This is a genomic window from Pseudomonas sp. H3_E07 (assembly GCF_054668895.1).
In genome coordinates, this window is record NZ_CP162795.1 from 2,026,185 (window position 1) to 2,052,853 (window position 26,669).

The window sequence follows — 26,669 nt, forward strand, 5'->3', positions numbered from 1 at the left end:
TTACACGCTGCTGTCAACACCTCTTTTTCAACTCCCTTTTGGCTTCGATGAACTGAAGCAACCTGCTGCCGAAACCTACATAACTCATTGTTTACCAAGGAGTTTTCCGTTTCGACTGCGCCGGAAGTGGGGCGAATTATAGACGTCTGGAATCTGCCGTCAACACCTTTTTCATATTTCTGTCATATCGGTCAAAAAACCCCAAAAATGCGAAAGCCGGCCCCGAGGGGCCGGCTTTCTACTTGCATTAAGACAAGCTAGGGAAAGCAAACTGCGACGCTTCATGACTGGCACGTTGCGGCCAACGCTGGGTGATTGCTTTGCGACGGGTATAGAAACGCACCCCATCCGGCCCATAGGCATGCAGGTCGCCAAACAACGAACGCTTCCAGCCACCAAAGCTGTGATACGCCACCGGCACCGGCAGTGGAACGTTCACGCCCACCATGCCCACTTCAATCTCGTCACAGAACAAACGTGCGGCCTCACCATCGCGAGTAAAGATGCAGGTGCCATTGCCATATTCGTGATCGTTGATCAGTTGCATTGCCGCTTCCAGGCTATTCACCCGGACCACGCACAGCACCGGGCCAAAGATCTCTTCCTTGTAGATGCGCATCTCAGGCGTCACACGGTCAAACAGGCTGCCGCCGAGGAAGAAACCCTCCTCATGTCCGGCGACACTCAAGCCACGACCATCAACCACCAACTCAGCACCCGCCGCCACACCGTCATCTATATAGCCACTGACTTTGTCACGTGCTTGCCCCGTCACCAGCGGCCCCATATCCAGGCCGCAGGACGTGCCCGCGCCGATCTTCAGCGCCTTGACCTGCGGCACCAGCTTGGCAATCAACGCATCCGCCACCTGGTCGCCCACGCACACGGCCACCGAGATCGCCATGCAGCGCTCACCGCAAGAACCGTATGCTGCCCCCATCAAGGCACTGACGGCGTTATCCAGGTCCGCATCCGGCATCAGCACCGCATGGTTCTTCGCACCACCCAGCGCCTGAACGCGTTTGCCGCGCTTGGTCGCTTCGGAATAGATGTACTCGGCAATCGGCGTCGAACCCACGAAACTCAACGCTTTCACTTCCGGTGCTTCAATCAGCGCATCCACAGCGCCCTTGTCGCCATGCACCACGCTCAATACGCCTTTAGGCAGACCGGCTTCCTGCAGCAGTTGTGCGATCAACAACGTCGAACTCGGATCACGTTCCGATGGTTTCAGAATGAAACAGTTGCCGCACACGATCGCCAACGGATACATCCACAGCGGCACCATCGCAGGGAAGTTGAACGGCGTAATACCAGCAACTACACCCAGTGGTTGGAAATCCGACCACGCATCGATGTTCGGTCCTACGTTACGGCTGTACTCGCCCTTCAGAATCTCCGGCGCCGAGCACGCGTACTCGACGTTTTCAATGCCGCGCTTCAATTCGCCGGCGGCATCTTCCAAGGTCTTGCCATGCTCTTCGCTGATCAATTGCGAGATACGTGCTTCGTTCTGCTCCAGCAATTGCTTGAAACGAAACATCACCTGGGCACGCTTGGCCGCAGGGGTGTTGCGCCAGGCAGGGAACGCCGCCTTGGCCGAGTCAATTGCCTGCTGGATGGTTTCACGGCTGGCCAACGGCACCTGGTGGATCACCTGGCCGGTGGACGGGTTGTACACGTCGGCACTGCGACCGCTGTCGTTGACCAACTCACCGTTGATCAAATGCTGGATAAGGCTCATGCAGGGCTCCTGAAAAATTGTTCTATATAGAAGGAGAAATCAGTCGATCTTGTTCAGCACTTCGCCGACCGCATCGAACAGGCGATCCAGGTCCTGCGGCTTGCTGTTGAAGGTTGGGCCGAACTGCAGGGTGTCGCCACCAAAACGCACGTAGAACCCGGCTTTCCACAAGGCCATGCCGGCCTCGAATGGACGCACGATCGCATCGCCGTCACGCGGAGCAATCTGGATCGCGCCGGCCAGGCCGTAGTTACGGATATCAATGACGTTCTTGCTGCCCTTCAGGCCGTGCAGCGCATTTTCAAAGTGCGGTGCGACTTCGGCTACGCTCTGCACCAGGTTTTCCTTCTGCAGCAGGTCCAATGCCGCCAGCCCGGCCGCGCAAGCGACCGGATGCGCCGAGTAGGTGTAGCCGTGGGGGAATTCCACCGCGTACTCAGGCGTCGGCTGGTTCATGAACGTCTGATAGATCTCGCTGCTGGCAATCACCGCGCCCATCGGGATCGCGCCGTTGGTGACTTGCTTGGCGATGCACATCAGGTCCGGGGTCACGCCGAAACTGTCGGCACCGAACATCGAGCCAGTACGACCGAAACCGGTGATCACTTCGTCGAACACCAACAGGATGTTGTGCTGATCGCAGATCTCACGCAGACGCTTGAGGTAACCCTGTGGAGGCACCAACACGCCGGCCGAACCGGCCATCGGCTCAACAAACACGGCGGCGATGTTCGACGCGTCATGCAGCTCGATCAACTTGAGCAGTTCATCGGCCAGCGCAATACCGCCCTGCTCCGGCATGCCACGGGAGAATGCATTGCTCGCCAACAAGGTATGCGGCAGATGGTCAACATCCATCATCGCCTGACCAAACATCTTACGGTTGCCGTTGACGCCGCCCAGGCTGGTACCGGCGATGTTCACTCCGTGATAACCCCGGGCACGGCCAATCATCTTGGTCTTGGTGGCCTGACCTTTTAGACGCCAGTAAGCACGCACCATCTTCACCGCCGTATCGGCGCACTCGGAGCCGGAGTCAGTGAAGAACACATGGTTCAGATTGCCAGGGGTCAGGTCGGTGATCTTTTCCGCCAATTGGAAGGACAATGGATGACCGTATTGAAAGCCCGGCGAGTAGTCCAGCGTGCCCAATTGTTTGGCCACCGCTTCCTGGATTTCCTTGCGGGTATGCCCGGCGCCGCAGGTCCACAGGCCCGACAACGAGTCGTACACTTTGCGACCCTTGTCATCAGTCAACCAGCTACCTTCGGCCGCCACGATCAGGCGCGGGTCACGCTGGAAGTTACGGTTGGCGGTGTACGGCATCCAGTGCGCGTCCAGCTTCAATTGGCTGGCCAGGGACGAAGGGGCGTTTTCGGGCATGTTCATCAGCAAAACCTCGCAAGGCAAAAGGCAGCGTCGGGATTGAAAAGCGTTCTTGCAGCTAAGTTGCCACGGGGATAAAGTCGGTGAAATCCAACTTTTCTAACCTTCAGTCAGGCCTCTACTAAACTATGAGCATCCGTCGACCCGATCCGCTGGCCCAAGTCAGCGACTTCGATATTCGCCTGCTGCGCATCTTTCGCAGTGTGGTGGAGTGCGGAGGCTTCTCGGCGGCGGAGACTGTGCTCGGCATTGGGCGCTCGGCCATCAGCCAGCAGATGAGCGACCTGGAACAACGCCTGGGATTACGCCTGTGTCAGCGCGGGCGCGCCGGATTCTCCCTGACCGAAGAAGGCCGCGAGGTCTATCAGTCGGCGCTGCAACTATTGAGTGCCCTGGAAAGCTTTCGCACCGAGGTCAACGGCCTGCACCAGCATTTGCGCGGCGAGTTGATCATCGGCCTCACCGACAACCTCGTCACCCTGCCCCACATGCGCATCACCCACGCACTTGCGCAGCTGAAGGAGCGCGGCCCGGATGTGCAGATCCAAATTCGCATGATCGCCCCCAACGAAGTCGAACAAGGCGTACTCGATGGACGCCTACATGTGGGGGTCGTGCCCCAGGCCAGCGCCCTATCGGGGTTGGAATACCAGCCGCTGTACAGCGAACGCTCATTGCTCTACTGCGCCGTTGGCCACCCGCTGTTCTATGCCGACAATAAACAGCTGGACGATGCCCGCGTTGATGCCCAGGACGCCATCGCCCCGACCTTCCGCCTGCCTGCCGAGATCCAGGCCCACTACCAGGCGCTCAACTGCACCGCCAGCGCTTCCGACCGTGAAGGCATGGCGTTCCTGATTCTCACCGGCCGCTACATCGGCTACCTGCCCGACCACTACGCCAGCCTGTGGGTGCAACAAGGCCGCCTGCGAGCGCTGAAACCCGCTACACGTTTTTACGATTTAAGCCTCGCATCGGTCACGCGCAAGGGACGCCGCCCTCATTTGGTGCTGGAAAGCTTTCTGGAAAGTCTCGCGGCTACCCGCTAACTCGGCTCCAAGCCAAAAAGCTGAGCAGTTGGACAGTTTTTTGCAGAAGCACAAGGACCTTGAACCGTCCGACGCGAGTTTGCCCACCATGCCACCAGAATCCACCAGCCCCAGCGACCTGATCTACGGCCTCAACGATCGCCCGAAACCCGCCCCTGCCTTTCTCGCCGCACTGCAACATGTACTCGCCGCATTTGTCGGCATCATCACCCCGCCGCTGATCATCGGTTCCACCCTGGGCCTGGCCGATCATTTGCCCTATCTGGTCAGCATGGCGTTGATGGTTTCCGGTGTAGGTACCTTCATCCAGGCGCGTAGGCCATTTGGCATCGGTGCCGGGATGATCTGTTTGCAAGGCACCAGCTTTGCGTTTCTCGGCGCGGTACTGTCGGCGGGATTCCTGGTGAAGCAACGCGGTGGCAGTCCGGAAGACATCATGGCGATGATCTTCGGCGTGTGCTTTTTCGGCGCCGTGGTGCAGATCGTGCTGAGCCGCTTTATCGGACAACTGCGCCGAGTCATCACGCCTTTGGTTACCGGGATTGTCATCACCCTGATCGGCATCAGCTTGATCAAGGTGGGTATCACTGACCTCGGCGGCGGTTTCAACGCCCCCGACTTCGGCGCCCCCACCAATCTGGCGTTGGGCCTGTTCGTCGTACTGACGATCATTCTGCTCAACCGCTGCAACACACCTTGGGTACGCCTCTCGGCAATCATCATCGGCTTGGCCCTCGGCAGTCTTGCAGCCTGGTTCAGCGGCAAGCTCGTGCCTCAAGCCCTCCCCGACCTGCCCCTGATCAGCCTGCCGGTCCCATTCCGCTTCGGTTTCAACTTCGACTGGAGCGCTTTCCTGCCGATTGCGCTGATTTATCTGATCAGTAGCATCGAAACCGTCGGCGATCTCACCGCCAACTGCATGATCGCCCGCCAGCCCATCAGCGGCCCCTCTTATATAAGCCGGCTTAAAGGTGGCGTTCTCGGCGATGGCGTGAGCTGCATGATCGCCGCCACCTTCAGCGCCTTCCCCAATACCACCTTCGCGCAGAACAACGGCGTGATCCAACTGACCGGTGTAGCCAGCCGTTACGTCGGCTTATATATCGGCGCGCTGTTGTTTTGCCTCGGCTTGTTTCCAATGATTGGCGCGGTGCTGCAGCAAATCCCCAAGCCGGTATTGGGCGGCGCCACCCTGGTGATGTTCGGCAGCGTGGCCGCCGCCGGCGTGCGCATCCTCGCCCAGGCGCCCCTGGACCGGCGCAGCATGCTGATCATCGCCACTTCGTTCGGCGTTGGCCTGGGTATCGCCGCCCAACCGAACCTGCTGCACCTCATGCCGACGCTGGTACAGAATCTGTTCGACTCCGCCATCACCAGCGGCGGGCTGACCGCCATTGTGTTGTGCCTGTTATTGCCCGAAGCCGGAACAACCGAGACCGCCGCAAACCACACACCGGAAAGCGACACACTGGAACCGCTTTGACGGTTTTATTGCATCAGGACTTGTCTGAGGCTTGAGGGTGGGTTATCTGTGCACACGTCGTCTCTATCGATCAGCACGGAAACCTCCATGAGCCTCGAAGTTCCTGCCCACAGCAATCACGCCGGTAAGCCCGCCAGCCGCATTCGGCAAAAGAACGAACAAGCGATACTCCAGGCTGCTGAAGATGAGTTCGCGCGCCATGGCTACAAAGGCACCAGCATGAACACCATTGCTGCCAGCGCCGGGCTGCCCAAGGCTAACCTGCATTACTACTTCACCAACAAGCTGGGCCTGTATATTGCGGTGCTCAGTAACATCCTCGAACTGTGGGACAGCACCTTCAACACCCTGACCGCCGAGGATGACCCTGCCGTAGCCCTCACCCGCTACATCCGCACCAAGATGGAGTTCTCGCGGCGCCAACCCCAGGCCTCGCGGATTTTCGCGATGGAGATCATCAGCGGTGGCGAATGCCTTACCGAGTATTTCAGCCAGGATTACCGTGCCTGGTTCAGTGGCCGTGCGGCGGTGTTCCAGGCCTGGATCGACGCAGGCAAGATGGACCCGATCGACCCGGTGCACCTGATCTTCCTGCTGTGGGGCAGCACCCAGCACTACGCCGATTTCGCCACCCAGATCTGCCGCGTCACCGGTCGCACCAAGCTGACCAAGCAGGATATGGAAGACGCTGGCACTAACCTGATTCACATCATTCTCAAGGGGTGCGGCATCAAGCCGGCCCCGTAGACGAAGCGACTTATGCCTTTCACGCTCACCGGCCTTTGCGAGTTTCGCGAAGAAATACGCAAAAGCCGCTTTATTACCCTCGCGGCTCCCATCACCAGCCCGCAGGACGCACAGGCGTTTTTCGAGCAGCACAGCGACTTGAATGCCACACACAACTGCTGGGCCTGGAAGCTCGCCGACCAATATCGCAGCCATGACGACGGCGAACCCGGCGGCACCGCTGGCCGGCCAATACTGGCAGCCATCGAGGCACAGGGCTTTGATCAGGTCGCGGTGCTGGTGATTCGCTGGTACGGCGGCATCCAGTTGGGCACCGGCGGTCTGGCCCGAGCCTACGGCGGTGGCGCCAATAAATGCCTGCAGACGGCCGAACGCATCGAACTGATAAGCCGCGTGCCTTTGAGTTGCGCTTGCGGTTTCGCCGAGCTGAACCTGGTGAAGCTGCGCGTTGCTGACCTCGGTGGACTGGTGGTTGAAGAAACCTTCACCGCCAACGGCGTCGAGTTGCAGCTCGCCTTGGGCGAAGCACATATTGACACTCTGCAGATTCAACTCGCCGACCTCAGCCGTGGGCGTATCCTGCTACAACGCTGAACACCCTGAACCGCGACTCTTAAAGGAAGCTTTTCATGTCTACGCCAAAAACCGCATTGATCATCGGCGCCTCCCGTGGGCTGGGCCTTGGCCTGGTCAAGCAACTGCTCCAGCAAGGCTGGGACGTGACCGCCACCGTGCGTGATCCAAGCAAGGCCGACGCCCTGAAAGCCGTGGGCCCGGTACAGATCGAGAAGCTCGACATGGACGATCAACAAGCCGTGATCGCCCTGAGCCAACGCCTGAAAGAACGCACCTTCGACCTGCTGTTCGTCAACGCCGGCGTCAAGGGCCCCGCCAATCAGGAGCCGGGCCACGCCACGTTGGCAGAAGTCGGCCAACTGTTCTTCACCAACGCCGTAGCACCGATCAACCTGGCCCAGCGCTTTGTCGGGCAAATCCGCAAGGACACGGGCGTGCTGGCCTTCATGAGTTCGGTACTGGGCAGTGTGACCATCCCCGACGGCTCTGACCTCGCCTTGTACAAAGCCAGCAAAGCGGCACTCAATTCCATGACCAACAGCTTCATCACCCAACTGGGCGATCACACGTTGACCGTGCTCTCATTGCACCCGGGCTGGGTGAAGACCGACATGGGCGGCGAAAACGCGCACATCGACGTCGACACCAGCGTACGCGGCCTGGTGGAACAGGTGAACGCCTACACTGGCAAAGGCGGCCATCACTTCATCGATTACAAAGGCGACACCATCGCCTGGTAAATGCCCGTACGCTGTAGGAGCGGTCTTGCCCGCGATGGTCTCAAGGGCATCGTGCTCCTACAGATAGACCCGAACATGGACTACAAGTAAACTTTGCACCTCGCCTTCACCGGCGACCCTGGATCAGCAGACAGGGCAACACTGAGCTGGCAAACCTGAACCCATCATTCAGAGGAGCCGGCCAATGCCTGCGACCCGTATCTGGTTAAAAAACCCCCTCGCGATTTTCACTGCCAACGGCCTCGACGCCCGTGGCGGCCTGGTGCTGCAAGACGGTGTGATCACCGAACTGCTGGCCCAAGGCCAAGAGCCCGCACAGCCCTGCGCCCAAGTGTTCGATGCGCGTGAGCATGTGGTCCTGCCGGGGCTGATCAACACCCACCACCACTTCTATCAAACCCTGACTCGCGCTTGGGCGCCGGTGGTCAATCAGCCATTGTTTCCCTGGTTGAAAACCTTGTACCCGGTTTGGGCGCGGCTCACCCCGGAAAAACTCGGCCTCGCCAGCAAAGTTGCGTTGGCCGAATTGCTGCTCTCGGGCTGCACCACGGCAGCAGACCACCACTACCTGTTCCCCGACGGCCTGGAAAATGCCATCGACGTACAGGTAGAAAGCGTGCGCGAGCTGGGCATGCGCGCCATGCTCACTCGCGGTTCCATGAGTTTGGGTGAAGCCGACGGTGGCCTGCCACCGCAACAGACCGTGCAGCAAGGCCAAGTCATCCTTGAAGACAGCCAGCGCCTGATCCACGAATACCATGAGCGTGGTGACGGCGCGCAGATCCAGATCGCCCTGGCACCCTGCTCACCTTTTTCCGTCACCCCGGAAATCATGGCAGCCAGCGCCGAGCTGGCCAACCGCCTGGATGTGCGCCTGCACACCCACCTGGCGGAAACCCTCGACGAAGAAGACTTCTGCCTGCAGCGCTTCGGCCTGCGCACCGTGGACTACCTCGACAGTGTCGGCTGGCTCGGCCCGCGCACCTGGCTGGCCCATGGCATTCACTTCAACCCGGATGAAATCGAGCGCCTGGGCGCCGCCGGCACCGGTATCTGCCATTGCCCAAGCTCGAACATGCGTCTGGCGTCCGGCATCTGCCCTACGCTGGATCTGCTCGCTGCGGGCGCGCCTATCGGCTTGGGCGTGGACGGTTCAGCCTCCAACGATGCGTCGAACATGATCCTTGAAGCCCGCCAGGCCTTGTACATCCAGCGCCTGCGCTACGGCGCGGAAAAGATTACCCCGGAAGGCGTATTGGGCTGGGCAACCAAAGGGTCGGCGCAGTTGTTGGGCCGTACGGATATCGGTGAATTGGCCGTCGGAAAACAGGCCGATCTGGCGCTGTTCAAGCTCGATGAGCTGCGCTTCTCCGGCAGCCACGATCCGATCTCGGCGCTGCTGTTGTGCGGCGCCGACCGTGCGGACCGGGTGATGATTGCAGGCAAATGGCGCGTCATCGACGGTCAGGTCGAAGGATTGGACCTGCAAGGCTTGATCGCCGATCACACCCAGGCCGCGCGCCAGTTGATCGCCGGCTGATTACAACCCCAGCAGCGACAACATGATAAAGGTCGCAAACAGCACAAAATGGGTCATCCCTTCGATGGCGTTGGTTTCGCCATCGTTGAGGTTGATCGCACTGACAATCAACGTGATAAGCACCATCACGGTCTGTACCGGGGTCATTGCCATCTGGAACGGCTGACCGGTGTAGAGCGCCATCGCCTCCATCACCGGCACCGTCAGGATCACCGTCGACAGCGAAGCACCCAACGCAATATTCACCACCGACTGCATGCGATTAGCCAACGCGGCACGTAACGCCGTCAGGATCTCCGGCGCCGCTGAAATCGCCGCGACCACAATCGCCGTAATCACCGGCGGCGCCCCCGTGCCTTCCAACCCCAGATCCAGCGTCTTGGACATCACCTCGGCCAGTGCGCCGATCACAATCACCCCAAACACCAGAGTGCCAATGGAAAACGCCAGGTTGACCGGCGGCGCCTGCTCTTCTTCCGGCAGTTTCTTGCGGCGTTTTTCCGGGTAGCTGTAGCTGAAGAAATAACTGTGCGGCCCCACCTGCATCCGCAGAAACAGGGTGTACAACACCACCATCGCGCCAATGGTGAAGGCCGAGTAAATTTTCCAGTCGGCCTCGGGGATGAATTCCGGAACGACCATCGACACGCCCATGGCGGTAAGGATCATCACACTGTAGGTGCGTGCCGAATCATCGTTGTAGGACTGCTCGCCATGTTTGATGCCCCCCATCAACGCGGCCAGGCCGAGGATGCCGTTGATATCGAGCATGACCGCCGAATAAATGGTGTCACGCACCAGGGTGGGCGACGGCTCGTTACTCATCATGATCGCCAGGATCACCACTTCCACCAGGACGGCGGCGAGGGTGAGGATCATGGTGCCGTAGGGGTCACCAACTTTTTCCGCCAGTTGCTCGGCATGGTGGGCCACGCGCATCGACGCCACCACGATAAAGCCGATCAACACCACGCCGGCCAGCAACGCCGTGATTTGCCCGCTGTGAAGCATCCAGTGCTCCAACGGGTAGGCGGCGATGGCAGCAATCAGCGCCAGCAGCATAAATTTTTCTTGCTTGAGGGATGTGAGCATTCCGGGCCTTTTAGTGCGGCAAATCAGTCATTGATGGGGTACAGACTGCGTCACGCCGCTAACGTTTCGTTACACCTTAGTTCAAGTGGCCCTTGCGCGAATGCAACGAAAACGATCCTGCTGGTCAGGTTTTGCCGATTATTTCGGCCATGGGCTGTAGAATGCCGCCATTGCACCTGATGAGATTTTAGAAAATGTACGATTGGCTCAACGCCCTGCCCAAGGCTGAACTGCACCTGCACCTGGAAGGCTCGCTGGAGCCTGAGCTGTTGTTCGCCCTGGCCGAGCGCAACAAGATTGCGCTGCCGTGGAACGACGTCGAAACCCTGCGCAAGGCGTACGCCTTCAATAACCTGCAAGAGTTTCTCGACCTGTATTACAAGGGCGCCGATGTGCTGCGCACCTCCCAGGACTTCTACGACCTGACCTGGGCCTACCTGCTGCGCTGCAAAGAGCAGAACGTGATCCACACCGAACCCTTCTTCGATCCACAGACCCACACCGACCGTGGCATTCCGTTCGAAGTGGTGCTCAACGGCATCGCCGCTGCGCTGAAAGATGGCGAGCAGCAACTGGGTATCACCAGCGGCTTGATCCTCAGCTTCCTGCGCCACCTCAGCGAAGCCGAAGCGGAAAAAACCCTGGACCAGGCCTTGCCGTTCCGTGACGCGTTCGTGGCCGTGGGCCTGGACAGCTCGGAAATGGGTCACCCGCCGAGCAAGTTCCAGCGCGTGTTCGATCGTGCTCGCCACGAAGGCTTCCTCACCGTGGCCCACGCCGGCGAAGAAGGCCCGCCCGAGTACATCTGGGAGGCCATCGACCTGCTGAAAATCCAGCGTATCGACCATGGCGTTCGCGCCATCGAAGACGAACGCCTGATGCAGCGCATCATCGACGAGCAGATCCCGCTGACCGTGTGCCCGCTGTCCAACACCAAGCTGTGCGTGTTCGATGACATGGCCCAGCACAACATCCTCGACATGCTCGAACGTGGCGTGAAGGTCACGGTGAACTCCGATGACCCGGCGTACTTCGGCGGTTATGTGACCGAGAACTTCCATGCGCTGCACACCGCGTTGGGCATGACCCAGGACCAGGCCAAACGCCTGGCGCAGAACAGCCTGGATGCGCGGCTTGTAAAGCCCTAACTGAGTCAATAACGATTGGCTATGTCACGCAGACATGGCCAATCGGGTGATTTCCCTGTGTCCTACGGCGTTGACCCGTAAAGCCTGGGACTCATTGATCACACTGATCCAGTTCGACTGCAGAAACAGTTGCAACAACCCCCCGCCCAACGCGCCGCCCAGATGAGGTTGGTGCTGGCTCCAGTCAAAACAATTACACACCAGCGGCGACGCCAGGGCCTGGGTAAAAATCCCCAGGTTTGCCAGGCGCTGCGCGCCCTTGACCGTGACATCGGCACGCTGCTCATGACGTTCTATCCAACCCTCTTCCAGCAGATGCTGATACAACTGCGCGCCCAATTCGCCGCCGAGGTGGCCATGGCACAACCGCGCATGGCGTAACAACGCCGGAGCAACCAGCGCTGGCGGTAGTGCCTCCGGCGCTCTGCGTGCGGCGCACGCCACGGTGGTCCTGGCCAAGGCATCAATAGCGGCGCTGACATCAGGCGCCGCAACACGGAACAAACGCTTGCCACGCCTGGCTTCCACTCGCAACACACCACTTGCCGTCAGTCGCGCCAGATGCGCGTTGGCGGATGTCGGTGACAACCCGGCAAGCGTCGCCAACTCGACGGGTGATTTGGCCGAGCCATCCATCAAGGCCCACAACATGGCGGTACGTTTGGGTTCGGCGAGCAAGCTGGCGATCTGACTGATGCAAAGTGCAGCTTCCATCTTTTCACTCCCTGTCGATTTATTTTTCTGCTGAAGTAGGCCCCAAAGTATAGGGGCGCAAACCGCCGGTTCCACGACGTCTGACAGCGTAGAGAGGGACAAGATCTGAGTGAAATTTCCTGCTTTGATGGAGTCCGTTACGTTGCACCGGATCGCTCTGGCAATTGGGCGGTCAATGTCGCACAGCGGGACACGAGCATTTCCCGCAACAAGTTAACGGGTTTGCTCAATTGCGCCCGATGGGCACACAGCAGATTGAGCGGCGAGCGCTCGCCACGCAGCTCCGGCAGGATAAGGCGCAAGCGCCCGGCCAACACGTCGGTACTCACATCCAGCCACGACTTGTAGGCAATGCCGACACCCGCCACCGCCCAGCGGCGGACCACATCGGCATCGTCACTGAACCGGTCGCCGGTAACCGTCAGGCTGACTTCACGCTTGCCGTCGTGAAAGGTCCAGTGATCGTGGACCCGGCTGCCGAGCATATACAGCAGGCAATTGTGCTGGGCCAGTTGTCCCAGATGCCGGGGCTCACCATAACGTGCGAGATAGCCGGGAGAGGCACACAACACACGCACATTGTCCGGGGCGACGGGCAGCGCGATAAGGCTGGAGTCTTCAGGTTCACCATAGCGCAGGGCGATATCCACCGGCTGACGGAACAGATCGGCAATCCGATCGCCCAACAATAGCCGTACCGTGAGTTGCGGGTAGTCACGCTGGAATTCATCCAGCCAGGGCAACAGCTGATTGCGTCCGAAATCCGACGGGGCCGACAATTGCAGCACACCACTGACATGGTCCTGCCCGCTGGCCAATAAGCGTCGCCCTTCATCCAGCGAGCTCAAGGCAGCACGGGCATATTCCAGGAAGCCTTCACCTTCAGCGGTCAGGCGCAGGCTGCGAGTGGAGCGTGCCAGCAAACGCGTATTCAGTTGCTGTTCGATACGCTTGAGCGCCGCACTCGCCACCGCTGGCGACAGGTCCATCACCCGTGCCGCAGCCGACAGGCTACCCAGGTCTGCCGCACGTACAAACAACTGCAAATCATCAAAACGCAGCATGCATTACTGTCCATTATCAAAATTTTGTTGAAACAGACTGCTGTTTTAGCCGCTTTTATCTGCGCGGGAAATAGCCAATCATCTACGCATCCCGTTCATCACGTGTCTGGAGTTGAATATGCCCACTGCCTTTAACGTCATCGCCACGCTGATCGCCAAACCCGGCCAACAGGCCACCCTGGAAACCTTGCTGCGCGGCCTGTTGGAACCCACTCGCCTGGAAGCCGGTTGCGAGCAGTACGACCTGCACCAGGATCTGCAACACCCCGAAACGTTCTACATGCTCGAGCGCTGGAGCGACGACGCGGCGTTGGCCGACCACGACCAGAGCGCGCATATCCAGAGCTTTCGCGCTAAAGCCGCTGATGTGATCGAACACTTCGAACTCAAGCGTCTGAAATTTCTCGCCTGATCATCACCATTTTTCTGTAGGCGCGAGCTTGCTCGCGAAAATCGTCAACGAAAACGCAGCGTGTCTGGTTTAACGCGGCGCCCTTGAGTGTTTCGCGAGCAAGCTCGCGCCTACAGTCGGTTAACCTTGTTTTCTGGAGACATCATGAAAGCCATTGCCTACTACGCCTCACTGCCGATCAACGATCCAAATGCCCTGCAAGACATCGAACTGCCAGCGCCTGTCGCCGGCCCGCGTGACCTGTTGGTGGAAGTCAAAGCCATCTCGGTCAACCCGGTGGACACCAAGGTTCGCCAGAACGTCGCCCCGGAAAAGGGTGCGGCCAAGGTACTGGGTTGGGACGTGGCCGGTGTGGTCAAGGCCGTCGGCAGCGACGTGACGCTGTTCAAGGCGGGTGACAACGTGTTTTACGCCGGTTCCCTGGTGCGTCCGGGCGGCAACAGCGAACTGCATACCGTGGATGAGCGCATCGTCGGGCATATGCCGAAAAGCCTGGGTTTTGCCGAAGCTGCCGCGTTGCCGCTGACCGCCATCACCGCCTGGGAATTGCTGTTCGAACGCCTGCAAGTGCAGGAAGGTCAACAGGACAACGGCCAGAGCCTGTTGATCGTCGGTGCCGCCGGTGGCGTGGGGTCGATCCTGACTCAACTGGCCAGCCAACTCACCGGGTTGAAAGTGATCGGCACCGCTTCGCGTCCGGAAACACAAGAGTGGACCAAAGCCCTCGGCGCCGACCTGGTGATCGACCACAGCCAACCGCTGAGCGATGCGCTGAAAGCCGCCGGCCATCCGCAGGTGACCCACGTCGCCAGCTTGACCCAGACAGATCATCACCTGGACCAGTTGGTCGAAGCCCTGCAGCCCCAGGGCAAGCTGGCGCTGATTGACGATCCCAAGACGCTGGACGTCAGCAAGCTCAAGCGCAAGAGCCTGTCGCTGCATTGGGAATTCATGTACACGCGCTCGATGTTCGAGACCCCGGACATGATCGAACAGCACAACCTGCTCAACCGAGTGGCCGAACTGATCGACGCCGGCACCCTGAAAACCACGGTGGGTGAGCACTTCGGTGTGATCAATGCCGCAAACCTGCGGCGTGCCCATGCGCTGCTGGAAAGCGGCAAAGCCAAGGGCAAGATCGTGCTGGAAGGCTTCTGAACAACTAGCTGTCAGGGTCGTCCATTATTCATGTGAGTAATGGACGACACCGCTAGTCAGAGAGTTGACCTTTGTCATATTTGTGAGCGTATTCGGGTTTATATTGGCCGCCTTTGCCACGATTCTTTTACGTGAGGAAGTCAGCAATGAAAATCCTGATAAAAGCGTTAGCAAAATCCGCAGGCAATAAATGGCAGGTCCGTCTCGACCAAGACGCTTTCACCTTCCGCACCGAGGCCGAAGCCCGTGCCTTTGCCGACACCCTGCAAGCCCGTATCCAGGCGCCCCACCGTTTTCCGAACAGTCAGCAACGCTCCGCCGCTGGCTGACCCGCTGTTCAGACCTGAGCCTGCAACGCCCGTTTACGTTGCAGGCGCTGGGTTGACATCGCAATCGTCACCGCCAACACACCGCACAAGCTGATGACCATCGCCATCGGCATCGCCGTGCCGTCGTGCAAAACCCCAACCAACGACGCCGCCCCCGCCGCGACGCCAAACTGAATGCAACCGAGCAACGCCGAGGCGCTACCGGCCCGTGCGCCCTGCCCACTCATGGCACAGGCCGAGGTATTCGGCAAAATGCAGCCCAGGCTGGCAATGCAGATAAACAGCGGTACCAGCAATGGCCACAGCGCATCGGTGCGCAACGATGCAATACCGAGCAAGCTCAACGCCGCCAACAGGTAGACCCACACACTGCGCGACAACAGGAACGCCGGGCCGCGTTTGGACAGCAACCGCGCGTTGACCTGCGCCACCAGGATAAAGCCTGCGGCATTGGAACCGAACAGCCAGCCGTAATGCTCAGCCGGCACGCCGTAGAGCTGGATGAAGACGAAAGGTGAACCGGCGATGTAGGCAAACATCCCGGCAATCGAGATACCGCCGGTGAGGGCATAGCCCAGGTAGACCCGGTCCGACAACAACGCCGCATAGCGACGCAGCGACCCGGACAACGGCTGACGCGGCTGATGGGCCGGAAAGGTTTCCGGCAGCCCGACCGCCACGGCGATGGCCGCCATCACGCTGAAGATCGACAGCGCCAGGAAAATCGACTGCCAGCCCCACAGCCCAACCATCAGCCCGCCGGCCAGCGGTGCGAGGATCGGCGCCAGGCCGGTGACCAGCATCAACTGGGAAAACACTTTGGCCGAGCCAACCGCATCGCATTTGTCACTGACCACCGCGCGGGAAATCACCATACCGGCGCAGCCACCGAGGGCCTGCACAAAACGCGCGCCGATCAGCCATTCCAGGGACGGCGCAAAGGCGCAGGCAAAGGACGCAAGGGTAAACAGGGTGACACCACTGAGCAGCGGGCCGCGGCGGCCAAAGCGGTCAGCCAGTGGGCCATAGATCAACTGACCGAGGGCCAGCCCACCGAAATACACCGCCAGGGTCAGCTGGATGTGTTTTTCATCGGTCGCGAAGGCCTTGGCCATGGCTGGAAAGCCGGGCAGGTAAAAATCGATCGCCAATGGCGCGAAGGCGCTCAAGGCACCCAGAATCAGAATTATGCGGAGGTTCATCGGGCACCCAAGTGAGACGGCAGCCCGATAGTCTAGCCGCGCTTGGGCGCATTGAACACGATAGCTCGCTAACTATTTATCCGCGTCAGGCAAGCTTGACGCTGTAGCCCTCTTCGGTGATCGCCTGGATCACTTGTTCGGCAGACAAACGGCTTTCGACGCCCACTTCCTTTGCCGCCAGGTCGACTTTCACACTGGCCGCCGGATCCTGGCTCTGCACTGCCTGGGTCACCGCTCGAACGCAATGGCCGCAGGTCATTCCTTCAACGCTGAATACTTGCATGACATGACTCCTTTGATGAGGTTGGACCCAGTCTCGACCTTGTCACGATGGCAAGGTCAAGTTCTGAAAACATCTGCCGGGCTGGTATTTGGCCGCTTCAAAGGCCAAGCTTCACCCATCTTTGATTCACACCACGGAGCATTCGCCATGCGCTGGTCGTTTTTTGCCCTTGCTGGCCTGATGAGCTTGTCGGCCGCTGCGCCCCAAGCCCTCGCCGCAGAAGACTATGCGGTGCTGATCATTTCCAGGGAACGCCTGGAAGTGCCGACCAACTGCGAAATCGGCCTGTACCTGAATGACCAGCTGGCAGGCCGGCTGTTCCAGGAACAGGCCACTTCGTTCAACCTGCCGGCGGGAAACCTGTCCTTGCGCCTGAAGCTGCTGCCGGGCCAATCCCCTGGCTGCCTGCCGGGGATGCTGGCGCCGCCGGCGCAGAACATTACGCTCAAGGCCGGGGATGTACGCAAACTGCGTATTGCCCAAGGCTCGGATGGCATGTATCTCAAGCCCGCCGCATTGGAATATTAAAGGCGCTTGACCTTCCCCACAGGTCAAGGTTGATCCTAGGGGCAACTTCTCTTGGAGGACTGCCCCATGAATGGATCCACCACCTTTGACCTGCCCATCAGCGGCATGACCTGCGCCAGCTGTGCCGGCCGGGTCGAGCGTGCACTGGGCAAGGTGCCGGGGGTGCAAAGCGTCAGCGTCAACCTGGCCAACGAACGCGCCCACGTTGAAGTGCTCGGCCAGATGGACCCGGGCGTGCTGATCGCCGCCGTCGACAAAGCCGGCTACACCGCCACCCTCCCCCAGAGCGAAAAGGCCACCGACGCGAATCAAGCCCAGCGCCTGCAACGCGAGCGTTGGTCGCTGCTGCTGGCGATCCTGCTGGCATTGCCGCTGGTGCTGCCGATGCTGGTGGAGCCGTTCGGCCTGCACTGGATGCTGCCCGCCTGGGCACAGTTTGCCCTGGCAACCCCCGTGCAATTCATCTTCGGCGCACGCTTCTATATTGCCGCCTGGAAAGCCGTGCGTGCCGGTGCCGGCAACATGGACCTGCTGGTGGCCATCGGCACCAGTGCCGGTTACGGCCTGAGTATTTATGAATGGCTCACCGCGCACCCCGGCATGGCACCGCACCTGTACTTCGAAGCCTCCGCGGTCGTGATCGCCCTGGTGCTGCTGGGTAAATACCTGGAGAGCCGCGCCAAGCGCCAGACCGCCAGCGCTATCCGCGCCCTGGAAGCCCTGCGTCCGGAGCGGGCGGTTCGGGTGATTGAAGGCCGTGAAGAAGATGTCGCCATCAATGCCCTGAAACTCAATGATCTCGTGCTGGTAAAGCCCGGCGAACGCTTCCCGGTAGACGGTGAAGTGGTCGAAGGACAAAGCCATGCGGACGAAGCCTTGATCAGCGGCGAAAGCCTGCCCGTCCCCAAACAACCCGGCGATAACGTCACCGGCGGCGCCATCAATGGCGAAGGCCGCCTGCTGGTACGCACCCTGGCCCTCGGCGCTGAGAGCGTGTTGGCGCGGATCATCCGCCTGGTTGAAGACGCCCAGGCCGCCAAGGCCCCGATCCAGAAACTGGTGGATAAAGTCAGCCAGGTGTTCGTCCCAGCCGTGTTGGTGCTGGCATTGGTGACATTGGCGGGCTGGTGGCTGTATGGCGCGCCCCTCGAGACCGCGATCATCAATGCCGTCGCCGTGCTGGTGATCGCCTGCCCTTGCGCCCTGGGCCTTGCTACACCCACCGCGATCATGGCCGGTACAGGCGTTGCCGCGCGCCACGGCATCCTGATCAAAGACGCCGAAGCCCTGGAACGCGCCCATGAAGTGAGCGCCGTGGTCTTCGACAAGACCGGCACCCTCACCTCCGGCGCGCCGAAGATCGCCCACCTGACGGCAGTGGATGGCAACGAGGCCTTGTTGCTGCAACAGGCCGGGGCGTTGCAACGCGGCAGCGAACACCCGTTGGCAAAGGCCGTGTTGGATGCCTGCAACGAACAAGGTCTGGCAGTGGCCGACGTGACGGCCAGCCAATCCCTGACCGGGCGCGGCATTGCCGGCACGCTGGATGGCCGGCAATTGGCCTTGGGCAATCGTCGCCTGCTGGAAGAAAGCGGCTTGAGCGCAGGCAATCTGGCCGACTCCGCCAAGGCTTGGGAGGCAGAAGGCCGCACCTTGTCCTGGCTGATCGAGCAAGGCGCACAACCCCGAGTGCTTGGGCTGTTCGCGTTTGGCGATACCCTCAAACCCGGTGCGCTGGAAGCGGTGCAGCAACTCAAGGCCCAGCGCATCAGCAGCCACCTGCTTACCGGTGACAATCGCGGCAGTGCCCGCGTGGTGGGCGAGGCGTTGGGTATCGAAGACGTGCACGCCGAAGTATTGCCCGCCGACAAAGCCGCCACTGTCACGGAGCTGAAAAAGACCGGCGTGGTGGCCATGGTCGGTGACGGCATCAACGATGCCCCGGCCCTGGCCGCTGCCGACATCGGCATCGCCATGGGCGGCGGCACCGACGTGGCCATGCACGCCGCCGGTATCACCCTGATGCGCGGCGATCCGCGCCTGGTGCCGGCCGCGCTGGAGATCAGCCGCAAGACCTACGCAAAGATCCGCCAAAACCTGTTCTGGGCCTTTGTGTATAACCTGATCGGCATCCCCCTGGCGGCGTTCGGCCTGCTCAACCCGGTGCTGGCCGGCGCGGCGATGGCCTTGTCCAGCGTCAGCGTGGTGAGCAATGCGTTACTGTTGAAGACTTGGAAACCGGAGCACCTGGAGGATCAACGCCCATGAACATCGGCCAAGCCGCACGCCAGAGTGGGTTGAGTGCCAAGATGATTCGTTACTACGAATCCATCGGCCTGCTCAAAGCCGCCCATCGCACCGACAGTGGCTACCGCGTGTACGGCCAGGATGACTTGCACACCCTGGCGTTTATCAAGCGCTCGCGGGATCTGGGGTTTTCATTGGAAGAGGTGGGCAAGCTGCTGACCCTGTGGCAGGACCGGCAACGGGCCAGCGCCGATGTGAAGGCCTTGGCACGCCAGCATATCGAGGAGCTGAACCAGAAGATTCTGGAACTGGGGCAACTGCGCGACACTTTGCAGGACCTGGTGGAGCACTGCCAGGGCGATCATCGGCCGGATTGTCCGATTCTCAAGGAGTTGGCGTCCGGTAGCTGCTGCGCCTGATGGAATCTATCTGAATACCGGCGAACCCAATGTGGGAGCGGGCGTGCTCGCGAAAGCGGTGGATCAGTCAGCACACGTATCGACTGACACTCCGCTTTCGCGAGCACGCCCGCTCCCGCATTTTTGCGCTTCAACTACCCAAAGATCATTGCATCCAAGGCGGTGGCGGTTCTTCCGCCTTCTTGCTCTGCGGCGCATCATCCTCCGCCCGAATCGCCTGGCGACGCTCTTCATCCAGCCGCGCCGCTTCGATTTCACGAATCACACCGCCGACATCCGCCAGCTCTTCAGGCTCATCGAACTCGCCGGTCAATACACTGGCCGGGTGCAGGGTCCCGGCTTCGTACAGCGCCCACATTTCCTTGGCGTACTTGGTCTTCTTCAACTCCGGAGCAAAGCGCCCGAAGTAGGAAGCCATGTTGCCCACATCCCGTTCCAGCATGCTGAAAGCGTGGTTATTACCCGCAGCATCTACCGCCTGGGGCAGGTCGATAATCACCGGACCGGTTGGCGTGAGCAGCACGTTGAACTCGGACAGGTCACCGTGCACCAGACCGGTACACAGCATCAGCACGATCTGGGAAATCAGGAAGGCGTGGTATTCGCGCGCCTGGTCCGGCTCCAGTACCACGTCGTTCAGACGCGGTGCCGCATCGCCGTACTCGTCGGCCACCAATTCCATCAGCAATACGCCTTCGAGGAAGTCGAACGGCTGGGGCACGCGAACGCCCGCACCGGCCAGGCGGAACAACGCCGCGACTTCGGCGTTCTGCCAGGCATCTTCGGTTTCTTTCTTGCCGAACTTGGACCCCTTGGCCATGGCCCGGGCCTGCCGGCTGTTACGGACCTTACGGCCCTCCTGGTATTCGGACGCTTGACGAAAACTTCGTTTGTTCGCCTCCTTGTAAACCTTGGCGCAACGCAATTCGTTGCCGCAGCGCACCACATAAACAGCTGCTTCTTTACCACTCATGAGTGGGCGCAGCACTTCGTCGACCAGACCGTCTTCGATCAGGGGTTCAATGCGTTTAGGAGTCTTCATCAGCTTTTATTGTGGGTCCTTTATTACCAAATACGCGTATGGCACTCGTTATACGGCAATCAGCTCGCCGGTGGGAGGGGCTACCGACCGTTGATCACTTAAGAATGCATCCAATATGCCAGTTTCAGCGCTCAATGATCGCCGTCACCCCTTGCCCGCCCGCTGCACAGATGGAAATCAGCCCTCGGCCCTTGCCTGCCGCGTCGAGCAACTTGGCCAGATTGGCGACGATACGTCCACCTGTGGCGGCAAATGGGTGCCCGGCGGCCAGGGAGCTGCCTTTCACATTGAGTCGACTACGGTCGATGGCGCCCAGGGGCGCGTCAAGTCCCAGACGCGTCTTGCAATAGTCCGCATCTTCCCAGGCCTTGAGCGTGCACAACACTTGGGCAGCGAACGCTTCGTGGATTTCGTAGTAATCGAAGTCCTGCAGCGTCAGACCATTCCTCGCCAGTAAGCGCGGTACCGCGTACACCGGCGCCATCAGCAAGCCTTCGGCGCCGTTGACGAAGTCGACTGCCGCCGCTTCGCCATCGCGCAGATACGCCAGGATCGGCAAACCACGCTCCTGGGCCCAGGCCTCACTGCCCAGCAGTACCAGCGAGGCGCCATCGGTGAGCGGCGTGGAGTTGCCGGCAGTGAGCGTGCCCTTGTCGCTGCGTTCGAAGGCAGGCTTGAGGGCGGCGAGTTTTTCCAGGGTCAGGTCGGGCCGCAGGTTGTTGTCGCGGGTCAGGCCCAGAAACGGGGTGAGCAAATCGTTGTGCCAGCCTTCGGCGTAGGCGGCGGCCATTTTCTGGTGGCTTTCCAGCGCCAGTTGGTCCTGCTCGGCACGGGGAATCTGCCAGGTCTGTGCCATCAATTCACAGTGCTGGCCCATGGACAAGCCGGTGCGGGGTTCGCCGTTGCGCGGCAGCTCCGGCTTCAGATGCTGGGGACGAAGTTGTAACAGGACTTTTAATTTGGCTGCCATGGATTTGCTGCGGTTGGCTTGCAGCAGGATCTTGCGCAGGCCTTCATTCACACCGATGGGTGCGTCGGAGGTGGTGTCCACTCCACCCGCAATCCCGCACTCGATCTGGCCCAGGGCGATTTTATTGGCCACCAGCAACGCCGCTTCCAGCCCCGTGCCACACGCCTGTTGAATGTCGTAGGCCGGGGTCTGCGGCGACAGGCGCGAGCCGAGCACGCATTCGCGGGTCAGGTTGAAGTCACGGGAATGCTTGAGCACCGCGCCGGCAGCCACCTCGCCCATGCGCAGGCCGTGCAGGTTGTAGCGTTCGATCAGGCCTTCCAGGGCAGCTGTCAGCATCGCCTGGTTGCTCGCCGTGGCATAGGGGCCGTTGGAGCGGGCGAAAGGAATGCGATTACCGCCAATGATCGCTACACGGCGCAATTGAGTCATGGAAAGCTCCCTGATGGTTGTGGGTGGAATCACCAAGCCTAGCCTAGGCTCAATCGAACGACTGCCACCCTGGGGTGGTCAACCCTTTGAACCCCAGCCTTCGGAGAGCGTTCCATGTCTGACCGTTATATCGACTTCGCCAACTCAAGCCTCGGCCATCGCCTGGTCGCCGCCATTGGCCTGCCGTCACCGGTACGCCTGGAACGCTGGCAAGCCGGGCGCCTGCGTCCGGTGGAAGGAGCGCTGCTACTGGGCGGCGGTGCGCTGGTGAGCAATGTGCAGGCATTTGCCAACAGACTCACCGACGCCATTTACACGTACGGCAGCGAGACGTCGACGTGGATTCCCGGCCACGGCCCCAAGCTGAAAGCCGTGGTGTTCGACGCCAGCCATTTGCAACACACAGACCAACTTAAACAACTGCGCGAGTTCTTCCAGCCGCTGCTGAAAAATCTCGATAACAGCGCCCATCTGGTGATCCTCGGTCGCGCGCCGGAAACCCTCAGCGACCCGTTTGCCGCTAGCGCCCAGCGCGCTCTTGAAGGTTTCAGCCGCTCGCTGGCCAAGGAACTGCGCAATGGCGGCGTGTTGCAATTGCTCTACGTCGGCGACGGTGCCGAAGACCAACTGGAAGGCGCGCTGCGCTTTTTTCTCTCGCCGAAAAGTGCGTATATCTCCGGCCAAGTGATTCGCCTGCAAGCGTGCGCCACTCCGGTTGAGGATTGGACGCGGCCACTGGCCGGGCGCAAGGCACTGGTCACCGGCGCCGCCCGAGGCATTGGCGCGTCCATCGCTGAAACGCTGGCCCGCGACGGTGCCGAAGTGATCCTGCTCGACGTGCCCCAGGCCAAGGCCGACCTCGAAGCCCTGGCCGCGCGCCTGGGTGCACGCACCGTCGCGCTGGATATCTGTGCTGAAGACGCCCCCAGCCAATTGATCGAACAGTTGCCCGATGGCCTCGACATTCTGGTGCACAACGCCGGGATCACCCGTGACAAAACCTTGGCCAACATGACGCCGGAATACTGGGACGCGGTGCTGGCGGTCAACCTCAATGCGCCACAGGTGCTGACCAAGGCGCTGCTCGACAGCGGCACCCTGCATGACAACGCCCGCGTGGTGTTGCTGGCGTCGATCAGCGGCATCGCCGGCAACCGTGGGCAGACCAATTACGCCGCGAGCAAGGCCGGGTTGATCGGCCTCGCACAAGCGTGGGCACCGTTGCTCAAGGAACGCGGTATCAGTATCAACGCCGTGGCCCCCGGTTTTATCGAAACCCAGATGACCGCGCATATCCCCTTCGCGTTGCGTGAGGCCGGGCGGCGCATGAGTTCGTTGGGCCAGGGCGGCCTGCCGCAAGACGTCGCAGAGGCCGTGGCCTGGCTGGGCCAACCAGGTTCCGGAGCGGTCAGCGGGCAAGCGTTGCGGGTGTGTGGGCAAAGCCTCTTTGGAGCATAAGCATGCAATGGAAGACGCTAGGCACTACTCCCTTTCTGCCGCCGCTGTATTGGCGCGCGGCGCTCAAACGCAAGATCACCGGCAGCACGTTGCCCGAACAGGGATTGCGCTGTCGGGTGAGCATGAATCCCAAGCACGTGGCGGTGTATCGCAAGGTCTGCGGTTTTTCCGACAGCCCGGTCTTGCCGGCGACGTATCCCCATATCATGGCGTTCGGATTGCAGATGCAGTTGCTGACGGACAAAGACTTTCCGTTCCCACTGCTGGGGTTGATTCACCTGAGTAACCGCATCCGCATTCATCGCCCGCTGGGTGGGGTGAGCGAATTGTCCGTCGGTGTCCACACGCAGAACCTCAAGCCCCACCCCAAGGGCGCGACCTTTGATCTGATCACCACCGTCGAGGACTCACTCGGCCTGCTATGGGAAGCCGAAAGCCGCATGTTGTGCCGAGGCGTAAAACTGCAAGGTGAACCCGAGGATGACGCCCAGCCCGCCCCCACTCAGGTCAGCGAACTGACCCGCTGGAAGGCCCCCGCCGATATTGGCCGCCGTTATGCCCGGGTCTCCGGCGACTACAACCCCATCCACCTCAGCGCCTTGACCGCCAAGCTGTTCGGTTTTCCCCAAGCCATCGCCCACGGGCTGTGGAACAAGGCGCACACCCTCGCCGCCCTTGGCGAACACTTGCCCGCCGCCAATATCGAGATCAGCGTTGAGTTCAAAAAACCCGTGCGCCTGCCCGGAGAAGTAACGTTATTGGCCAGCGCCGCCGGGTCCAGCGGCGAGTTGTGGTTAAAAGGCGCGGGCGGTATTGAACATATGGTTGGCAACTGGCAACCGATCGCCTGAAATAAACTGATTAATTGTATATATACACCCTAAGTACTAGCGGACTTTTTTAAGTCCGCTTTTTTATTTAACTTATTGTTTTTTAATAAATAAACATCTTGATACATCCTCCCCTTACGCCCTTGGTATTAGTCGCTTAGCCGATACACTGCTGCGGTATATAAATCGTTAATACCAAGTAGAGCATTGAGAGAAGGCACCGCCGGGGCTGTTATAGCCACACGGACAAACACATCACGACCTCGAGAAGCAGTGAGTGTTTGAAGACAACCAAGGTTGTACAGGTGCAAGGAACTCAATCATGAAAACTCAAGTAGTGTTTTGGAAAGCAAGTACCGCGCTGGCCCTGGCAGTAGCACTGGCACTCGGCGGCTGCAGCAGCGGTGGTGGTGGGCATAAATCCAGCGTGGCATCGTCCTCACCGGATGCGGGTGCGGGAACGGGTGGTGGCACCGGTGGCGGTGATGGTGGAACCGGTGGTGGCACTGGTGGCGGTACTGGCGGTGGCACAGATGGTGGTACTGGCGGAGGCACTGGTGGCGGTACCGGCGGTGGCACTGGTGGCGGCACCGGTGGCGGTACTGGCGGAGGTACTGGTGGCGGCACAGGCGGTGGCACCGGTGGCGGCACAGGCGGTGGCACAGGCTCGACAACCACTCCCCTGGTGACTGGCCAGATTGTCGGCACTCTGGGCGGTACTGTCGGTAATGTGGGTGCTGCGGTTGGCGACCTTGGCGACACCTTGAACAACGTTCCCATCGTCGGCACCACCGCTGGCGGTCTCGTCACCGCTACCGGCGACGCCGTCACCAGCATTGGTACCGGCGTGACTGCCGGCCTGGGCTCCCTGGGCACCAACAGCAACTCCCTCGGCATCACCGTGGCGGGCGTCGGTAACGGCGTTGCCGACCTGGGTGACGGCCTTTCGACCACCGGCAAATCCCTGTCGACCACACTGGGCGGTATTCCAGTGGTGGGCGGCTTGACCGGCGGTGTCGGCGGTGCTGCCGGCGGCCTGGTCGACAAGGTAGGTCAGACCGTCACCATGCTGGGCGATACATTGAGCACCGCCAGCACCACCGGACCGCTGGGTTCTCTCACTAACACGGTCGGCGGCAAAGTGTTGGTGCCCGTGGTCTCGCTGGTGGAAAACACCACCGGCAACCTCGGCAAGGCCACCGGCCTTGGCAACCCGGTCAATGGCCTGCTGGATAAGGTCGGCTCGACGGTGACCGGCCTGGGTGGCCAGGTCGCCAGCGCGGGCGGCACCGGCAATCCGGTTACCAACATCGTAGGTGGCGCATTGACCGGCGTCGGTGGCGTGCTCGACAAATCCGGCGGCTATGTTGCCCCAGCGGGCGGCGGCGCGAAATCCGGCCTGCCCGAGTTGGTGGGCGGCCTGATCGCCAACGTCGGTAACGGTCTGAATGTCGGCAACACTAATGGCACTGTCAGTGCCGCCGGTGTAACCGGTGGCGCCCTCGGCGGCACTGTTGCCTCCCTGGGCACGGTCATCGGTGGCAATGGCATCAGCAACACGGCAGCCACATCGCCCGTTGCCGGCTTGGCCACTCAGGTCGGTGCGGCCCTCAACCCAGTGACCTCCGGCGTCGCCAGCCTGACGCAAAATATCGGAACCACCACGGGCATCGGCGCGCCGGTCAACGGTCTGGTGACACAAGTGGGCGGCGCCGTCAGCGGTATCGGTGCCAACCTGACAGCCGCCAACGCCAACCCGATCACCAATGCCCTCGGAGGCACCGTCAGTGCGGTGGGCAGCACCGTAGGCTCGGTCGGTGGGTTGGTCACAGGCGGCACCGGCACCAGTGGAGGCCTGCTTGGCGGCCTGAACGTAGGCGCCAACGCCTCGGCGGGTGGCAGTGCAAACACCAACACCGGCAGTGGGCTGGGCGGCTTACTGAACGGCCTGACCGGCAAAAAATAGAATTGCACCTGGCCGATTAGACGGCCTCCCCTACAGCGCCTACGCTTGGTTGAGACGAGAGACCCCAATAAGTCTCTCGTCTTTTTTATGGGGCTGGAATCATGCCCTCC

25 protein-coding genes are annotated in these 26,669 nt (G+C 60.7%); 16 read left to right on the top strand and 9 right to left on the bottom strand.

Annotated elements, in window-relative coordinates; genetic code table 11:
• Positions 1-247 precede the first annotated feature (247 nt).
• Both AB4O08_RS09310 and aptA read right to left on the bottom strand, forming a co-directional pair.
• On the bottom strand, positions 248-1,744 hold the full coding sequence (locus AB4O08_RS09310) for a CoA-acylating methylmalonate-semialdehyde dehydrogenase (RefSeq protein WP_010213404.1): 1,497 nt from the start codon (positions 1,742-1,744) through the stop codon (positions 248-250).
• A gap of 39 nt (positions 1,745-1,783) precedes the next feature.
• A complete protein-coding gene (gene aptA / locus AB4O08_RS09315) occupies positions 1,784-3,133 on the bottom strand; it encodes an omega-aminotransferase AptA (protein WP_010213406.1) in 1,350 nt (449 codons plus the stop codon).
• 125 nt (positions 3,134-3,258) lie between these two features.
• Between aptA and AB4O08_RS09320 the strand changes: the two genes are divergently transcribed.
• From AB4O08_RS09320 to AB4O08_RS09345, 6 genes are all read left to right on the top strand, one after another.
• Positions 3,259-4,179: a LysR family transcriptional regulator gene (locus tag AB4O08_RS09320; RefSeq protein ID WP_010213407.1), complete on the top strand. Its 921-nt coding sequence runs from the start codon at positions 3,259-3,261 to the stop codon at positions 4,177-4,179.
• Positions 4,180-4,267: 88 nt separating this feature from the next.
• Entirely contained in the window at positions 4,268-5,662 is a 1,395-nt protein-coding gene (locus tag AB4O08_RS09325; RefSeq protein ID WP_010213408.1) for a uracil-xanthine permease family protein, read from the top strand.
• A gap of 87 nt (positions 5,663-5,749) precedes the next feature.
• Positions 5,750-6,409, top strand: a complete 660-nt coding sequence (locus AB4O08_RS09330; RefSeq protein ID WP_010213409.1) for a TetR/AcrR family transcriptional regulator — start codon at positions 5,750-5,752, stop codon at positions 6,407-6,409.
• Between the two features lie 12 nt (positions 6,410-6,421).
• Positions 6,422-7,003, top strand: coding sequence for an IMPACT family protein (locus AB4O08_RS09335; protein ID WP_010213410.1), 582 nt, complete (start codon positions 6,422-6,424; stop codon positions 7,001-7,003).
• A 35-nt stretch (positions 7,004-7,038) separates the two neighbouring features.
• Positions 7,039-7,725, top strand: a complete 687-nt coding sequence (locus AB4O08_RS09340; protein ID WP_010213411.1) for an SDR family oxidoreductase — start codon at positions 7,039-7,041, stop codon at positions 7,723-7,725.
• Between the two features lie 184 nt (positions 7,726-7,909).
• Entirely contained in the window at positions 7,910-9,265 is a 1,356-nt protein-coding gene (locus AB4O08_RS09345) for an 8-oxoguanine deaminase (RefSeq protein WP_042570906.1), read from the top strand.
• On the opposite strand, the gene AB4O08_RS09350 is transcribed toward AB4O08_RS09345, so the two are convergent.
• Positions 9,266-10,357, bottom strand: coding sequence for a calcium:cation antiporter (locus AB4O08_RS09350; RefSeq protein ID WP_010213414.1), 1,092 nt, complete (start codon positions 10,355-10,357; stop codon positions 9,266-9,268).
• A 194-nt stretch (positions 10,358-10,551) separates the two neighbouring features.
• On the opposite strand from AB4O08_RS09350, the gene AB4O08_RS09355 reads away from it, so the two are divergent.
• Positions 10,552-11,505 (top strand): adenosine deaminase, encoded by a 954-nt coding sequence (locus tag AB4O08_RS09355; protein ID WP_021493192.1) that lies wholly within the window; start codon positions 10,552-10,554, stop codon positions 11,503-11,505.
• A gap of 24 nt (positions 11,506-11,529) precedes the next feature.
• Here AB4O08_RS09355 and AB4O08_RS09360 read toward each other — a convergent pair whose 3' ends face one another.
• Together AB4O08_RS09360 and AB4O08_RS09365 are read right to left on the bottom strand one after the other, a co-directional pair.
• Positions 11,530-12,219, bottom strand: a complete 690-nt coding sequence (locus tag AB4O08_RS09360; protein ID WP_044286588.1) for an ArsR/SmtB family transcription factor — start codon at positions 12,217-12,219, stop codon at positions 11,530-11,532.
• 137 nt (positions 12,220-12,356) lie between these two features.
• The gene (locus tag AB4O08_RS09365) at positions 12,357-13,283 is read right to left on the bottom strand and encodes a LysR family transcriptional regulator (RefSeq protein ID WP_106119104.1); all 927 of its coding nucleotides are present in this window, start codon (positions 13,281-13,283) and stop codon (positions 12,357-12,359) included.
• Between the two features lie 118 nt (positions 13,284-13,401).
• Here AB4O08_RS09365 and AB4O08_RS09370 point away from each other — a divergent pair, with 118 nt between their 5' ends.
• The 3 genes from AB4O08_RS09370 (at position 13,402) to AB4O08_RS09380 (ending at position 15,182) form a co-directional block, all read left to right on the top strand.
• Entirely contained in the window at positions 13,402-13,695 is a 294-nt protein-coding gene (locus AB4O08_RS09370; RefSeq protein WP_010213420.1) for a putative quinol monooxygenase, read from the top strand.
• Between the two features lie 144 nt (positions 13,696-13,839).
• Positions 13,840-14,853 (top strand): zinc-binding alcohol dehydrogenase family protein, encoded by a 1,014-nt coding sequence (locus AB4O08_RS09375; protein ID WP_044286585.1) that lies wholly within the window; start codon positions 13,840-13,842, stop codon positions 14,851-14,853.
• Between the two features lie 146 nt (positions 14,854-14,999).
• Complete coding sequence (locus tag AB4O08_RS09380; protein WP_010213424.1) at positions 15,000-15,182, top strand: hypothetical protein; 183 nt, start codon at positions 15,000-15,002, stop codon at positions 15,180-15,182.
• An 8-nt stretch (positions 15,183-15,190) separates the two neighbouring features.
• Here AB4O08_RS09380 and AB4O08_RS09385 read toward each other — a convergent pair whose 3' ends face one another.
• On the bottom strand, positions 15,191-16,384 hold the full coding sequence (locus AB4O08_RS09385) for a multidrug effflux MFS transporter (RefSeq protein WP_010213426.1): 1,194 nt from the start codon (positions 16,382-16,384) through the stop codon (positions 15,191-15,193).
• 85 nt (positions 16,385-16,469) lie between these two features.
• The gene (locus AB4O08_RS09390; protein WP_010213427.1) at positions 16,470-16,667 is read right to left on the bottom strand and encodes a heavy-metal-associated domain-containing protein; all 198 of its coding nucleotides are present in this window, start codon (positions 16,665-16,667) and stop codon (positions 16,470-16,472) included.
• Positions 16,668-16,814: 147 nt separating this feature from the next.
• Between AB4O08_RS09390 and AB4O08_RS09395 the strand changes: the two genes are divergently transcribed.
• From AB4O08_RS09395 to cueR, 3 genes are all read left to right on the top strand, one after another.
• On the top strand, positions 16,815-17,195 hold the full coding sequence (locus AB4O08_RS09395; RefSeq protein ID WP_010213428.1) for a hypothetical protein: 381 nt from the start codon (positions 16,815-16,817) through the stop codon (positions 17,193-17,195).
• Positions 17,196-17,261: 66 nt separating this feature from the next.
• Positions 17,262-19,463: a heavy metal translocating P-type ATPase gene (locus tag AB4O08_RS09400; protein ID WP_069672784.1), complete on the top strand. Its 2,202-nt coding sequence runs from the start codon at positions 17,262-17,264 to the stop codon at positions 19,461-19,463.
• Entirely contained in the window at positions 19,460-19,861 is a 402-nt protein-coding gene (gene cueR, locus AB4O08_RS09405) for a Cu(I)-responsive transcriptional regulator (RefSeq protein ID WP_010213432.1), read from the top strand. The genes AB4O08_RS09400 and cueR overlap by 4 nt, the downstream gene beginning before the upstream one ends.
• Before the next feature lie 145 nt (positions 19,862-20,006).
• On the opposite strand, the gene AB4O08_RS09410 is transcribed toward cueR, so the two are convergent.
• On the bottom strand, positions 20,007-20,903 hold the full coding sequence (locus AB4O08_RS09410; RefSeq protein WP_010213433.1) for a PA4780 family RIO1-like protein kinase: 897 nt from the start codon (positions 20,901-20,903) through the stop codon (positions 20,007-20,009).
• 124 nt (positions 20,904-21,027) lie between these two features.
• Positions 21,028-22,305, bottom strand: a complete 1,278-nt coding sequence (locus AB4O08_RS09415) for an acetyl-CoA C-acetyltransferase (protein WP_460114826.1) — start codon at positions 22,303-22,305, stop codon at positions 21,028-21,030.
• A 114-nt stretch (positions 22,306-22,419) separates the two neighbouring features.
• On the opposite strand from AB4O08_RS09415, the gene AB4O08_RS09420 reads away from it, so the two are divergent.
• From AB4O08_RS09420 to AB4O08_RS09430, 3 genes are all read left to right on the top strand, one after another.
• Positions 22,420-23,763: a 3-oxoacyl-ACP reductase gene (locus tag AB4O08_RS09420; protein WP_460114827.1), complete on the top strand. Its 1,344-nt coding sequence runs from the start codon at positions 22,420-22,422 to the stop codon at positions 23,761-23,763.
• A 2-nt stretch (positions 23,764-23,765) separates the two neighbouring features.
• Positions 23,766-24,614, top strand: coding sequence for a MaoC family dehydratase (locus AB4O08_RS09425; protein WP_176332244.1), 849 nt, complete (start codon positions 23,766-23,768; stop codon positions 24,612-24,614).
• Between the two features lie 301 nt (positions 24,615-24,915).
• Complete coding sequence (locus tag AB4O08_RS09430) at positions 24,916-26,559, top strand: collagen-like triple helix repeat-containing protein (protein WP_029529253.1); 1,644 nt, start codon at positions 24,916-24,918, stop codon at positions 26,557-26,559.
• The last annotated feature ends 110 nt before the right edge of the window (positions 26,560-26,669 follow it).